General features: G+C 35.0%; 15 protein-coding genes. 13 read left to right on the top strand and 2 right to left on the bottom strand.

Features of this window, described 5'->3' with window-relative positions:
- Positions 1-448: 448 nt before the first annotated feature.
- The 13 genes from STERM_RS13245 (at position 449) to STERM_RS13185 (ending at position 12,463) form a co-directional block, all read left to right on the top strand.
- On the top strand, positions 449-1,075 hold the full coding sequence (locus STERM_RS13245) for a M15 family metallopeptidase (RefSeq protein ID WP_012862135.1): 627 nt from the start codon (positions 449-451) through the stop codon (positions 1,073-1,075).
- Positions 1,076-1,238: 163 nt separating this feature from the next.
- Entirely contained in the window at positions 1,239-1,616 is a 378-nt protein-coding gene (locus STERM_RS13240; protein ID WP_012862134.1) for a hypothetical protein, read from the top strand.
- A gap of 16 nt (positions 1,617-1,632) precedes the next feature.
- Positions 1,633-3,216, top strand: coding sequence for a ribonuclease Y (gene rny / locus STERM_RS13235; protein WP_012862133.1), 1,584 nt, complete (start codon positions 1,633-1,635; stop codon positions 3,214-3,216).
- 72 nt (positions 3,217-3,288) lie between these two features.
- Positions 3,289-4,062: a TIGR00282 family metallophosphoesterase gene (locus tag STERM_RS13230; protein ID WP_012862132.1), complete on the top strand. Its 774-nt coding sequence runs from the start codon at positions 3,289-3,291 to the stop codon at positions 4,060-4,062.
- Positions 4,063-4,074: 12 nt separating this feature from the next.
- Complete coding sequence (gene surE, locus STERM_RS13225; RefSeq protein ID WP_012862131.1) at positions 4,075-4,842, top strand: 5'/3'-nucleotidase SurE; 768 nt, start codon at positions 4,075-4,077, stop codon at positions 4,840-4,842.
- Positions 4,839-5,750 (top strand): 50S ribosomal protein L11 methyltransferase, encoded by a 912-nt coding sequence (gene prmA, locus STERM_RS13220; RefSeq protein WP_012862130.1) that lies wholly within the window; start codon positions 4,839-4,841, stop codon positions 5,748-5,750. Before surE ends, prmA begins: the two co-directional genes overlap by 4 nt.
- Before the next feature lie 12 nt (positions 5,751-5,762).
- Positions 5,763-6,419, top strand: a complete 657-nt coding sequence (gene cmk / locus STERM_RS13215; RefSeq protein ID WP_012862129.1) for a (d)CMP kinase — start codon at positions 5,763-5,765, stop codon at positions 6,417-6,419.
- 186 nt (positions 6,420-6,605) lie between these two features.
- Complete coding sequence (locus STERM_RS13210) at positions 6,606-6,884, top strand: HU family DNA-binding protein (protein ID WP_012862128.1); 279 nt, start codon at positions 6,606-6,608, stop codon at positions 6,882-6,884.
- A gap of 263 nt (positions 6,885-7,147) precedes the next feature.
- Positions 7,148-8,791 carry an OPT/YSL family transporter gene (locus STERM_RS13205; protein WP_012862127.1) on the top strand — a complete coding sequence of 548 codons (1,644 nt, stop codon included), beginning with the start codon at positions 7,148-7,150 and terminating at the stop codon, positions 8,789-8,791.
- 26 nt (positions 8,792-8,817) lie between these two features.
- On the top strand, positions 8,818-9,882 hold the full coding sequence (locus STERM_RS13200) for a DUF917 domain-containing protein (RefSeq protein ID WP_012862126.1): 1,065 nt from the start codon (positions 8,818-8,820) through the stop codon (positions 9,880-9,882).
- A gap of 12 nt (positions 9,883-9,894) precedes the next feature.
- Complete coding sequence (locus STERM_RS13195; protein WP_012862125.1) at positions 9,895-10,827, top strand: DUF1177 domain-containing protein; 933 nt, start codon at positions 9,895-9,897, stop codon at positions 10,825-10,827.
- A gap of 7 nt (positions 10,828-10,834) precedes the next feature.
- Positions 10,835-11,518 (top strand): AroM family protein, encoded by a 684-nt coding sequence (locus tag STERM_RS13190; RefSeq protein ID WP_012862124.1) that lies wholly within the window; start codon positions 10,835-10,837, stop codon positions 11,516-11,518.
- 3 nt (positions 11,519-11,521) lie between these two features.
- A complete protein-coding gene (locus STERM_RS13185; protein ID WP_012862123.1) occupies positions 11,522-12,463 on the top strand; it encodes an aminopeptidase in 942 nt (313 codons plus the stop codon).
- Positions 12,464-12,516: 53 nt separating this feature from the next.
- Here the strand turns inward: STERM_RS13185 and STERM_RS13180 are convergent, their stop codons facing one another.
- Together STERM_RS13180 and STERM_RS13175 are read right to left on the bottom strand one after the other, a co-directional pair.
- Positions 12,517-13,269 (bottom strand): hypothetical protein, encoded by a 753-nt coding sequence (locus STERM_RS13180; RefSeq protein WP_012862122.1) that lies wholly within the window; start codon positions 13,267-13,269, stop codon positions 12,517-12,519.
- Between the two features lie 159 nt (positions 13,270-13,428).
- Positions 13,429-14,109 carry an HAD family hydrolase gene (locus tag STERM_RS13175; protein ID WP_012862121.1) on the bottom strand — a complete coding sequence of 227 codons (681 nt, stop codon included), beginning with the start codon at positions 14,107-14,109 and terminating at the stop codon, positions 13,429-13,431.
- Positions 14,110-14,300: the final 191 nt, after the last annotated feature.

Raw genomic sequence — 14,300 nt, 5'->3', positions numbered from 1 at the left:
GCGGATTATTATAAAAAAGTAAGCCGTATTTTTTTGAAAGGTACAATGGAAGCGGACATGTCTCTGATAAAAAAGAGAATGTCATCTTTGAGTGAAAAATCATGTATAAATAATAAAACGAAAAGCAGGTGTTATATCGAAAATTTATTATTGACATAAATATGTCATGTAAAAATTCGGCTGTTCTGATTTTCGTTATTTTCTAAAAAAATCTGTAGAACAAGTTGTTTTTTTAGAAATATGCTGAAAAATAGGAAATATAATCTTAAAAATATGAAAAAATTAGCAGACATATAGTATAATGTTATTCACAAATTAGTCAAAGGCCGTGTTTTCTTCTTCTGTACGGCAGAATGAGAAGATATTCGGTATTGTCTGGCTAAAAGTGTACAGAATACTGTATTAGAAGATATCTGTTGTTTTGATAATTTTGAAAGGAACTCTGATAATGAAAAAGAAAATTTTACTTACAATACTTGCATTTAGCTTTATCTTATCTGCAAATACAGAACAGACAGGTATTTTCGAAATTCCTGATGATATAAAAACAGTCATGAGAGACAATTCGTACAGACAAGAGGGACCCGTAAAATTATCAGAACTGGTTTTAGTAAGGGTAAAATATGTTAATTTTGAAAATGTGGAAAGAACCGGGGGAATAATTATACATAAAAAGCTTGCCGGGGATATAGAAGCAATCTTTGGTGAATTATATGAAGCAAAGTTCCCTATAGATAAAATCAGATTAATAGATGAGTATGGGAACTCTGACGAACTATCCATGGAAGATAATAATACATACGCATTTTCTGTAAGACCGAAAACGGGAAAAAAATCTTTTTCAAAGCATGCGTACGGTTTTGCTGTGGATATTAATCCCGTACAAAATCCTTATATTAAAAATAATGTAATAGAGCCTAAAAATTCCATAGATTATCTTGATAGAAAAAGTATAAGAAAAGGTATGATAGTCAAGGGGGATGTCTGTTATAACGCATTTAAAAAAAGAGGCTGGACCTGGGGAGGAGAATGGAAATCTCTAAAAGATTACCAGCATTTTGAAAAGAGTCTGTAAAATTTTTATATTAAAAACAGTATATTTAATTAAATTTTTGCATAATTATATATAGACCGGATAAATTCTTAAAGTATGGAAAGCAAAGCATTTGTAACTTGCTTTTAAGAATTTATTATGTTAAAATAACATGATGAATAACATGTAGTACGGAGGAAGAGAATTGAAAAAATTTTTTCTTGTACCTTTATTGCTTATTTATATAAATTGTTCAAGTGCAGCAGTAAATTATACCACTGAAAACAAGGCATTATTGGGGGAAACTATTGCTGAGCTTAGACAAACTGCGGTTAATAATCAATATGAAGAATTAGAAAAGTATTTCTTACCTACATTTAAAAATAATATAGTCCTGAAATATCTGAAACAATATGATCTTTCAAAAGTGAATATAATAGTTTCGGAACCTAGTTTCGAGAGAAACGGAAGAGCTAAAAATGTTATGATACTGAATTATGCTTCTGAAAGCATGTATTTTAACATAACATGGAAATTTGTCGAAGATGAATGGAAGATACAGAATGTAGCTGAGAGAAAGTAGAGAGGAGAAACGAAGAATGACATTTGTCTGGATAATAGTAGCAATTATATTTCTTCTTTTGACTTTCTTTATAGGGTATCTAATTAGTAGATCTGTAGTAGAAAAAGAGTATAAAAATACATATGGAGAACTGAATAACTTAAAAGGGGAAATATTCAATGCTAAAAGAGAGTTAGATGATACTAAAAAAGAAGTTGAAAGAGAAGTGGAATCTTATAGAAAAGAGGAATTAATAAAAGTAAAAGAAGAGATGCTCGGTGTAAAAAAAGAAGCTGATGAAGAAGTAAGGCTGATGAAAGCCGAAGTATCCGTAAAAGAAGAAAGACTGCTGAAAAGAGAGGAGAATCTTGAAGCAAGATCGGGAAGACTAGAGGAAAGAGAGCTTAAGCTGGAAGAACAGAAGGAAATTCTGATAACTAAGGAGCAAACTCTGAGCGACCTGATACAGAAAGAGGAAACTGAGCTTACAAGAATATCCGAGCTGACTAAGGAAGAAGCGTCAGAGGTAATACTGAACAGACTTCAGGGTGAGCTGGAGCATGATAAGGCAGTAATGATAAGAGATTTTGAGCATAATATCGAAAGAGATAAAGAAAGAATTTCAAAAAGAATAATGTCTACAGCAATATCAAAAGCAGCTGCAGATTATGTAGTAGACTCTACAATTTCTGTAATTCAGCTGCCGAGTGAAGAGATGAAAGGAAGAATCATCGGCCGTGAAGGAAGAAATATCAGAGCGATAGAAGCTGTAACAGGTGTAGATCTTATTATAGATGATACACCAGAAGCAGTGGTTCTGTCTTCATTTGACGGTGTAAGAAGAGAAGTAGCCAGAATAACTCTGGAAAAGCTGATCTCAGACGGAAGAATACATCCGACAAAAATAGAAGAAGTAGTAGAAAAAGCAAAAGAAGAAGTAGACGAAAAAATAATGGAAGCAGCAGAACATGCTATTTTGGAAGTAGGAATACCGACTCTTCCGAATCAGGTTCTAAAAGTACTGGGGAAATTAAAATACAGAACATCATTTGGACAGAATATATTACAGCATTCAATAGAAGTAGCACATATAGCAGCTACACTTGCAGCAGAGCTGGGAGCTAACGTAGAAGTAGCCAAAAGGGCAGGACTTCTTCATGACATTGGGAAGGCATTTTCACATGAGCAGGAAGGATCACATGCACTAAACGGAGGAGAATTTCTGAGAAAATTTTCTAAGGAAAACGAAACTGTTATAAATGCAGTGGAAGCACATCATAACGAAGTGGAACAGCTGAGTGTGGAAGCAGTTCTTGTTCAGGCGGCGGATTCGATTTCGGCTTCAAGACCGGGAGCAAGAAGGGAAACATTATCAAATTATCTGAAAAGGCTGGAGCAGCTTGAAGAAATAGCGAATAATTACGAAGGAATCGAAAGCTCGTATGCAATTCAGGCAGGAAGAGAGATAAGACTTATAGTAAACCCTGAAAGAATAGATGACGATAAATCAACATTGATAGCGAGGGAAGTAGCTAAAGAGATAGAGGATAAAATGCAGTATCCGGGACAGATAAAAGTAACAGTAGTAAGAGAAACAAGAGCAGTTGAATATGCTAAATAATACAGACGGTTTGAAAAAACCGTCCTTAATTTTATAAAATTTATTCTGTTATTTAGAAAGGAAAATATTTGCATGAAATTGTTAATAATAGGAGACCTGGTGGGGGAACCCGGCAGAGAAGCACTGGCGAAATATTTGGATAATAAAAGGGAGTTGTTTGACTTTATTGTAGTCAACGGGGAAAATGTAGCAGGCGGTTTTGGCATAACACCAAAAATTGCCAGTAAAGTATTTAATCTGGGAGTAGACGTAGTCACGCTGGGTAATCATACTTGGGACAGAAGAGAAATTTATCCTTATTTAGATGAAACAGAAAAAATGATAAGACCATTGAACTTTGCACCGGGAACACCGGGAAAAGGATATACAATAGTAGAAAAGAACGGAAAAAAACTGGCAGTTATTAATATACAGGGCAAGGTATTTATGCCTCCTATAGCATGCCCTTTTTTGGCAGTGGACGAATTACTGCCAGAAATAAAAAAAATAACAAACAATATAATAGTAGACTTCCATGGAGAAGCAACATCTGAAAAACAGGCAATGGGATGGAATCTTGACGGACAGGTGTCACTTGTGTACGGTACACATACACATACGCAGACAGCAGATGAAAGAATACTTCACAGAGGTACAGGCTATATAACTGATATTGGTATGACCGGCGGACACGACGGAATACTGGGTATGAACAAGAAAGAAAGTATACAGAAATTCAAGGACGGTCTTCCTGCCAGATGGAGCGTATGTAAAGAAAATATAAAAATAAACGGTATAATAGTAGATATAAATGAATATGGGAGAACAGAGAAAATAGAAAGACTGAATCTGCATATTTCAATATAAGAGGAGCTCAAAATGAAAATTTTACTATCAAATGATGACGGAATTTTTGCTAAAGGGATAGAAACTCTGGCTATGGTTCTAATAGAAAGAGGACATGATGTATATGTAGTGGCCCCTGATGAAGATGCCAGCGGTACAGGACACGGACTTACAATTAATAAACCTTTGAGATACAGAAAATATAATATAAACGGAAACTTTTTCGGTTATATGGTAAATGGAAAGCCTGCAGACTGTGTAAAACTTGCAAGATGGGAAATATACAGGGATGTAGATTTTGATTTTATGATAAGCGGTATAAACAGGGGAGCAAATCTGGGAGTAGATTTATTTTATTCCGGTACTTTTGGTGCTGCGTCTGAAGCTGCACTTCTTGGGGTGAGATCCATAGCTTTGTCTTTGTCAGAGCCCTTTGATCACGGGAAAAACTATCTTACAGCGGCAGTTTTTGCGGCAGATTTTATAGAAAAAATAAAAGATTTTCAGTTTCCGAGATATAAGCTTCTAAATATAAATGTACCAAATGTAAAGACAGAGGAATTAAAAGGCTATAAGTTTACTATTCAGGGTGACAGAAACTATAAAGAGAATTTTGATAAAAGATTTGATCCGAACGGACACGAATATTTCTGGATAACAGGAAATGCAGTGGAATATTCGTCTAATTACCACAGTGACTATTATGTACTGAAGGATAATTATGTCTCTATTACACCTGTAGCATTAGATCTGACAGATGAAAAATTCGGACTTCAGATAGAAAAGGAATTAAATAAATGAAATGGCTTAGAGTAAAAGTAGATTATTATTCAGATTTTATAAAAGAAACAAAAGAAAAAATAATAGGTATTTTCTCCGAACTGGGAGTAAACGAATTTGAATTCATTGATTTTTTTACTGAAAATGCTCTGGATTTTCATAAGGAAAGCATAGTTAATGATACATGGACGATAATAGGATACTTTCCAAATAATAAATTTGCACGGTTAAAGTTAAAAATGCTGTCGGAAAAGCTGGAAGAACTGTCTGAAACTGAAGAGATGATATTTACTGTTTATACTAATGAATGTGATGAAAATGAATGGAAAGACGAATGGAAAAAATATTTTCATACTACTAAGATAACAGATAAAATTGTTATAAAGCCTTCTTGGGAAGATTATACCCCAAGTGAGGGCGAGACCGTCATAAAAATAGATCCCGGCATGGCTTTTGGAACCGGAACTCACGAGACTACCTCGCTTTGCATAAAAATGCTGGAAAAATATGCACAAGGAAAGAAAAATCTTCTTGATATAGGATGCGGTTCAGGTATATTGATGATAGTAGGGGCAAAGCTTGGTGCAGAGAAAGTGGACGGTATAGATATAGATCCAGCAGTGGAAAGTGTTGCCAAAGAGAATCTTGAGGATAATGAAATAGATAATTTTAGTGTAGTGATAGGAAATCTGGTAGATGATACTGATAAAAAATACGATATTGTAGTTTCAAATATTCTGGCTGATACACTTATGGCACTTTTGGATGATATAGAAAAAGTTTTGGAGCCGGGAGCTTTGGTAATATTTTCGGGAATCTTAAAAACCAGAAAGCATGAAATACTGGAAAAAACTGAAAAGCATAATTTTGAACAAATAGATGAAAAAGAAGAAAACGGATGGATTTCTTATGTTTTTGAATATAAATAAAGAGGTTTTGATATGATAATAGCAGTGGATGGTCCGGCTGGAAGCGGGAAGAGTACCGTCTCAAAAATGATAGCCGACGAGCTGGGGATTACATACCTGGATACTGGGGCAATGTACAGATTATTTGCATATAAGTTAATGAAAGAAAATATAGATTTTTCCGATCGTGAAAAAGAACTGAAACTATTGGAAGATTTGAACATAGATATGAAGGATAACAGATTTTATCTGGACAATGAAGATGTAACGGATAAAATAAGAACAAGGGAAACTTCCAGCAATGCTTCAAAAATTTCTGTTGTGAAAGAAGTAAGAGAAAAAATGGTGGAGCTTCAAAGGGAATTTTCAAAATCAAAGGATGTAATTCTGGACGGGCGTGATATCGGAACAGTAGTATTTCCTAACGCAGACCTGAAAGTGTATCTGAATGCAGATCCGGAAATACGTGCTGAGAGAAGATGTAAGGAACTGAGAAATAAGGGAGAAAATGTGGAATATGAGGAAATTCTCAGGGAAATAACAAAAAGGGATTACAATGATATGCACAGAAAAGAAAGTCCGCTTAAAATTGCAGAGGATGCCGTAATCTTAGATTCAACTTCCTTGAGTGCAGAAGAAATAAAGGACAAAATAAAGAAGCTGGTTGAGGAAAAAACGAAAAAAATTTAAATTTTTAAAAATAAGTATTCTTTTATAAGAAGCTCTGAAAGCTTCTAAAATAGATAAGTCTATCAATTGGGAATGTTCCTTAGACAGTAAATGTAAAATAAATTAGCAAAAAATAGTAAAAAAGTGTTGTAAATTGTGCTATAAAAGGTGTATAATAAACATGACTAAAATTTAGGAGGTAGTTATATGTCAAAGAAAGAGTTTATTGAGGCATATGCAAAAGCAACTGGAGAGACAAAAAAGAGATCAGAAGAATTAGTAAATGAATTTTTAGGAACTGTGGAAAAATCTCTAACTAAAGGGGAAACAGTTCAATTCGTAGGATGGGGAACTTTCGGAGTTCAAAAAAGAGCTGCTAGAAAAGGAAGAAACCCGCAAACAGGAAAAGAAATTAAAATAGCTGCTAAAAAAGTAGTAAAATTCAAAGTTGGAAAAAAATTAGCTGATAAAGTTGCTGCTAAGTAAATAAAAAACAGGTTGTCTGATGTGGACAGCCTTTTTATTTTATATGATAAATTTTCAGTAAATGTTTCAATTCATTTCTAAAACTGCTCTCACATATATATTAAAATTTTTTCTTTTAAAAGTATTTAATTAAATAAAATAAAATTTGTGAACAACTTTATTTATAAATGAAAATAATACCACATAAACAAAATATATTAGACGGTAAGTGAAAAACAATGCTACTATATAAGATAATATGTATTATAAATAGAGGAGGAATTATGAACGAGAAAAATTTAAGTAACACGCCGTCAGGAGGGAAGTTCGAAAAGATAAGCGCATTTGAACCGGCAACTCTTGTACTGGGTGTTATACTTGCTGTATTATCGGCAATAATCTGTATGCAGATAATAGGAAAGGTTGGTGTAACGCCGAATACGTCGCTAATAGGTGCAATAATAGCTATGGTAATAGCAAGAATACCTTTATCCGTATTTAAAAAATTCAAGTCGCTTGAACGACAGAATATGGTGCAGACAATAGTATCCGGAGCCGGATTTTCGGCAGCAAACTGCGGATTGCTGGCTGTGGGGATATTTATAGTTCTTGGAAAAAATGAATTTATACTGCCAATGGCAATAGGATCAATAATAGGAGTATCAATATCAATTTTTGTGGTTGGAAAAATATTTGATTCGGAAATATTTCCCGCTGATGAAGCATGGCCTCCGGGAGTAGCTACAGCACAAGCACTGGAAGCCGGAGATGAGGGCGGAACTAAAGGAATAAAACTGCTGATAGGTATAGTAATAGGGGCATTATGCGGACTTTTCAAAGTACCTTTCGGAAAAGTACCTTTTAATATACCCGCAGCAGGAATTGGGATAGTTTTCATAGCAAATATTTTTTCAATGATCGGACTCGGAGTAGGTTTATTAATAAGAGGATATTCTACAGTATTATTTGGAGGTCTGGAACTGGGAAAAACTTCCATACCAAGCGGTATTATGATAGGAGCAGGACTTATGGCTCTTATTCAGTCACTGATTATTATACTAAAAGATACAAAACACAAAAATAAAGATACGGATGTACATACAAAAATTACTGTTACAAAAACTGAAGCTAAGAAAACAATCGTAATGGGATTCTTTTTGTATCTGGCAGGAGCGGTAGTAATAGCAGTTATTTCAGGAATAGTTACACAAATGAGTATATTTATGCTTATTCTGTGGGTGTTATGGGCAGCAATCTCATGTACAGTGGCAATATTGATAGTAGGAATGGCTGCAATGCATTCAGGATGGTTTCCGGCTTTTGCTATCACTACTATATTTATGACAATAGGTATCTTTTTAAAATTTCCATTGATTTCGCTTGCACTCCTTACAGGATATATAAGTTCTACAGGGCCTTGTTTTGCAGATATGGGTTATGACCTGAAAACTGGATGGATCATCAGAGGAAGAGGAAAAAATGTAGAGCATGAGAAATATGGAAGAAAGCAACAGGTAATAATTGAGATGATAGGCGGAATCATAGGAATAATTGTAGTTCTTGCCACTTTGAAAATGTTTGTTTTCGGACAGGAAACACCTCTTTTGGCACCGGTAAGTAAAACTTTTGCAGAAGCAATAAGCAAGGCTTCGGATCCTCAGGTGTTAAAGGCGCTGTTATTATGGGCGGTACCGGGTGCTGCACTTCAGCTTTTAGGGGGACCAAAAAGAATGGTAGGAGTTTTGTTTGCTACAGGTCTTCTTATAAATAATCCTATTTACGGAATAGGTGTAATAGCAGCTGTAATAGTCAGACTTATATTCGGCAATAAAGTTATAGAATTTATAGATGCAGGATTAATAGCCGGTGACGGACTTGGAGGATTTGTTTATGCCCTTTTAGTAGCCATTGGAATTATGAGTAAGTAAAAGAACTCGGAAAGCAGGAATTAGTTATGATTTTGAATGAAGAAGTATTAAAACATGCTTTGATAGGAGGAACTATACTCGGGGGAGGCGGCGGAGGCTCAAGAGAAGAAGGTATTCTTCTCGGCAGAGAAGCCCTTAAATACGGAAGTCCGGAATTAATGCCTATTGAAGTACTAAAAGACGAGGATATAGTGGTAACAGTATCTGCAGTGGGAGCTCCCGCAGCAAAGGATAAATATATAACAGGTGATGACTATGTACGGACTATAGAGCTTTTGAAGAAAATTTCCGGTAAAGATATAGCTGGAATAATTACAAATGAAAACGGGGGAATAGCAACAATCAACGGGTGGCTCCAATCAGCAAAATTGGGAATACCGCTTATAGATGCCCCGTGTAACGGAAGAGCACATCCTACAGGAGTAATGGGCAGTATAGGACTGCACAGTCTGGAAAATTATGTGACTTATCAGGCAGCAGCAGGCGGGAACAAAGAAAACGGAATGTATACAGAGATAATGACAAAGGGAAGCATAGATAATACTGCAAAGCTGGTAAGACAGGCGGCAATAGCTGCGGGCGGTCTGGTAGCAGTAGCAAGAAATCCCGTAAGTGTAAAATATCTAAAAAAGAATGCGGCAATAGGTGGTATTCATCACGCAATAGAATTAGGGAAAGCTTTTTATGAAGGTCTGGAAGAATCCGGCGAGAAGGCAGTGAAAAATGTAGCAGAGGTATTAAACGGAATTATACTTACAGAAGGAACTATAAGAAGATTTAATCTGAATACTTCCGGAGGATTTGATGTAGGAAGCCTTTGGGTAAATGAATATGAGCTTACTTTTTGGAATGAATATATGACTGCCGAGGCAGACGGAAAAAGAATAGCAACTTTTCCTGATTTGATAATGACTTTTGATAAAAATACGGGCTTTCCCGTAACAAGTGCTGAAATAAAAAATGGTCAGGAAATAATAATAATAAAAGCAGATAAATCAAATCTGAAACTGGGAAGCGGCATGAAGGATAAAAAGCTTTTTGAAGATGTAGAAAAAATATTGGACAAAGAAATAATAAAATATGTATTTTAGGAGGGAAATGAAGTGCTTTTAAAACAATTGATGGATGTATATGAAGTTATTGACCGTGCAGATGCAAGCGGGAGTCTTGTAAAGGAGCTTTTGGAATCTTACGGCGGAAAAAATATAACGGTAAAAAAAATAACAGGAGAAAAGGGCTCTACTGATTTTGTAAAAATAAAAATAGAGGGAAAGAATGGTAAAAGTAAGGGGGGAGATGCTCCTACTATTGGAATACTGGGAAGATTGGGCGGTATTGGTGCAAGACCTGTAATGACTGGAATGGTATCAGATGCTGACGGAGCAATGGTAGCCCTTTCGGTAGCAGCTAAAATTTTGGATATGCAGAATAAAGGAGATTATCTTGAGGGAGATGTTATAGTAGGAACACATATATGTCCGGACGCGCCGACACAGCCGCATGAGCCGGTACCGTTTATGGGTTCGCCTGTAGACATGGCTACTGTTAATAAAGAAGAAATAAGTGATGAAATGGATGCTATTTTATCAATAGATACTACAAAAGGGAATAAGGTTATCAATACGAGAGGATTTGCAATATCGCCTACAGTAAAAGAAGGGTATATTCTTAAAGTAAGCAGTGATCTTCTTACTTTTATGGAAATAACAACTGGAAAGCTTCCGGCAGTATTTCCGCTTTCAATTCAGGATATAACGCCTTACGGAAATGATCTTTATCACCTGAACAGCATACTGCAGCCTGCTACTGCGACTTCTGCACCCGTGGTGGGAATAGCAATAACAACAGAAGTGCCTGTTCCGGGATGTGCAACGGGAGCAAGCCATTTTATAGATATGGAAGCGGCAGGAAGATTCAGCCTGGAAGTAGCAAAGGCATTTGGTAAGAATCAGTGTGACTTTTACGATAAGGAAGAATTCGGTAAAATAATAAGCAAGTACGGAGAAATGAAGCATTTTCAGACTTTTGGAAAGTAGGTCCGATATGAAAAAGAAAATAGGTGCCATAACAATAGGACAGTCACCAAGAATAGACGTGATTCCGGAAATGCAGGAAATTCTTGGGGAAAATGTAATAATTCTTGAAGCAGGTGCTCTTGACGGACTGACAAAAAAAGATATAGAAAAATTTCAGCCTGATGAAAATGACTATGTTCTTGTTTCAAGATTGAATGACGGTTCACATGTAAAATTCGGAAAATCCTATATTATTCCAAGACTGCAAAACTGCATAAACAGTCTGGAAGAACAGGGAGCAGAATTGATAATAGTAATTTGCACAGGATATTTCGGAAATCTTCTGACTTCAAAAGTTCCGCTTATCTATCCGCAGAAAATTTTGTATTCATTAGTACCTAATTTTAGTGTAAACGGAAAAATAGGTGTAATAGTACCTGAAGAGGATCAGATAGATCAGATGGGGAAAAAATGGGAAGAAACCGGATTAGAAGTAAGTGCTGCCGCAGGTTCTCCATATAAAGGAATAGAAGAGGTAAAAATGGCAGCCCAAAAATTAAAAACAGAAAATGTAGATGTAATTGTGCTTGATTGTATAGGCTACAATAAAAAGATGAAGCTGGCAGCAGAAGAGATTACAGGGAAGCCTGTAGTTTTATCAAGAACAATGGTAGCCAGAGTTGCTTCGGAATTAACCGGAGAATGGAGGTAGAAAATGGATTTATCACAGGGAAGTAAAACCGTGGTAGAAAATTGTCTGAAGATAAAAAAAGATGAAAAAGTATTAATAGTAACTGATGAAAATAAGCTGAAAATGGGACAGGCTTTATTTGAGGCAGTAAAAAATGCAGGGGCAAATCCTTTTCTTATGATGAGCAGACCAGGGAAGGTAAGCGGGGAAGAACCTGATGAGTTAATAGCGAAGGCTATGCTTGATGCAGATGTGGTAATCTGTCCTACTACAGTTTCCATGACACATACTAATGCAAGAATAAATGCTGTAAAAAACGGAGCAAGAGTAGCTACAATGCCTGGAATAACAGAGGAAATGTTTTCTAAGGGTGCGATAACAGCTGATTATGACGAGGTAGAAAAGCTTACTCTCAGAATGACCGATATGCTGACTAATGCAAGAAGTGCAAAGATAGTAAAAGGAGAGTATTCTCTGACAATGAGTCTGAAGGACAGGAAAGGTGTACCTAGTACAGGAGTATATGATAAAAAAGGGACAGCAGGCAATCTTCCTTCAGGAGAGGCTTACATTGCACCTGTAGAAGGTACTGCAGACGGAGAAATGCTCATAGATGGAAGTATGGTAGGAATAGGAAAGCTCAGCAGCCCTTTATATATGAGAATAGAAAACGGGCATTTGAAGGAAGTAAAAGGAGAAAATTCGGAAAAGATATCAATACTTCTGGAAAATGAAAATAATTCATCTCTGGGTGAGCTTGGAATAGGAACAAATAAGAGTGCTGTATTATGCGGGATAATACTGGAAGATGAGAAAGTATACGGAACAGTGCATATTGCTTTTGGAACAAATACGTCTTTCGGGGGAACAGTGAAGGCAGACTGTCATATGGACGGTGTTATTCTAAAGCCGGATCTGTATCTGGATGAAGTTTTGGTAATGAAAAACGGAGAAATAATAGTATAGTAAGAATAAAGCCGTCAAATTCTGACGGCTTTTTATATAATTATTCAGGTTTTCTAAAGATTATGTTTTTCCCATAAAAGAGCGGAATCTTTCAGGGAAAGGGAACTGTCGGAAATAAAGTTTCTGCAGTTAGTTTCTTTGGTAAGCAGGGAATTTTCAGTTATTTCCAATGAATATATACCATGCTCAAAGCTTTCATAAAAAAATTCATGCAGTATGAAAAGAGCTTCTTTAGGTATAATTGCTTCTTTTTTGTCTTTATATATTTTTAGATGCTGAAAACAGCTTTCTTTAAAAAGATAAATTTTTATTTCGGAAAGATCTCTGTTAAATGAATGGAAAAACTTTAGTATATCGGTTTCTGAAACTTCGGTATCTTTCATTTGGTAATACGGAAGAGTATTTTTAGTATTGTCTTTTTCATAGTATTTTTCGTCTATATAATCATTCCACATATCAAAAAAATAATCCAGCCCGATAATATTATTTCCGAATATTCTGGATAAAACACCGGAGTATCCTATTGTACCGGTAACATAGACAGAGTACGTTTCAAGACACCATTTATGAGAAAAATCATGCAGGTTTCTAAAGTAAAAACCGGGAATCACTGAATTCTCTGGAATATTCCTGTCAGACTCTAAATTCATGATTATTCCCTGAATATACATATTCAGAATATCCAGTGAAATATTAGTTCCGAAATACATTCCGGGACGTGTACGGACAGAATTAAAAAGAATATTTATTTTTTTCAGGATAGTTTTACTTATATACGGGTCTTGAAATAAATAACTATATTTCATAAGTTCATCAGTCCTTTTAATTTAATATAATAAAATTATAACATAAAATATTTGTATTTTGCTGTAAAGAAAATAAACATATCCAGAAACAGGACAATACAGAATAAAAAATTTCTGTATAATAATTTTATTCTGTTAGATATATCAAGGTATATAAAATTATTTTTTTAAGATATTCATATCAAAATCATAAAAATTACTTATAATATCTGATATCCAGTGGATCTTTTCAGCTTTTTCCCGTTCTTCGGGAGTAGAAGCAACTGCAATTATCTTACCTGCTCCGGCATTATGTGCTGAGGTAAGACCGGCTTTAGAGTCCTCGAAAACAAGACAGTCTTCAGGATTAACTCCTATAGTTTCGGCAGCCTTGATATAAATGGCAGGATCCGGTTTACCCGGCAACGTATTATCGTTATAAATAATTTTTTCTGTATCAAACCATTTTTCAAGGGAAAATGATTTTATATAAAATTCCAGATTTACAATTTCCGAAGCTGTGGCAATAGTGTGCGGTATATTTTCTTTACAGATATAATCCAGCAGCTCCTCGGCACCGGGAACAAGCCTGAAATTAGCCGTATCTTCCAAAACTAGTCTTCTGTATATTTTTTCTTTTTCCTGTTCAAGAGATAAAACCTCTTCATTGGAAAGTGTTCTTTTATACAGATACTCAAGAGCCTTTTTATTGACAATACCATGGATATTTTTTTCAAATTCTTCATCGGATATCTCTTTATTACAAAATTCTTTTATAAAAATGTGCCAAGCTTTTTCATGTTTGTCAGAATCAAATAAAAGAGTACCATTAAAATCAAAAATAATTCCTTTTATTTTCATTGATATCATTCCTTATAATTTTTTATTTTATAAATTAATTTTTATATAAAATAAACGGAAATATATAAAAAATATTTACACTTAATAGTAGCAAATAACTAAAGAAATTACAATGGTAAATTAAAAAGATACTTATAATACAGAAAAAAGACTAATGATAAAAAAATTACTCAGTAAAAAAAAACTTATTT

The sequence above is a fragment of the Sebaldella termitidis ATCC 33386 genome (assembly GCF_000024405.1).
GTDB lineage: Bacteria > Fusobacteriota > Fusobacteriia > Fusobacteriales > Leptotrichiaceae > Sebaldella > Sebaldella termitidis.
The sequence above is the reverse complement of the archived record's forward strand: the minus strand, read 5'-3'. Positions and strand labels throughout refer to the sequence as shown.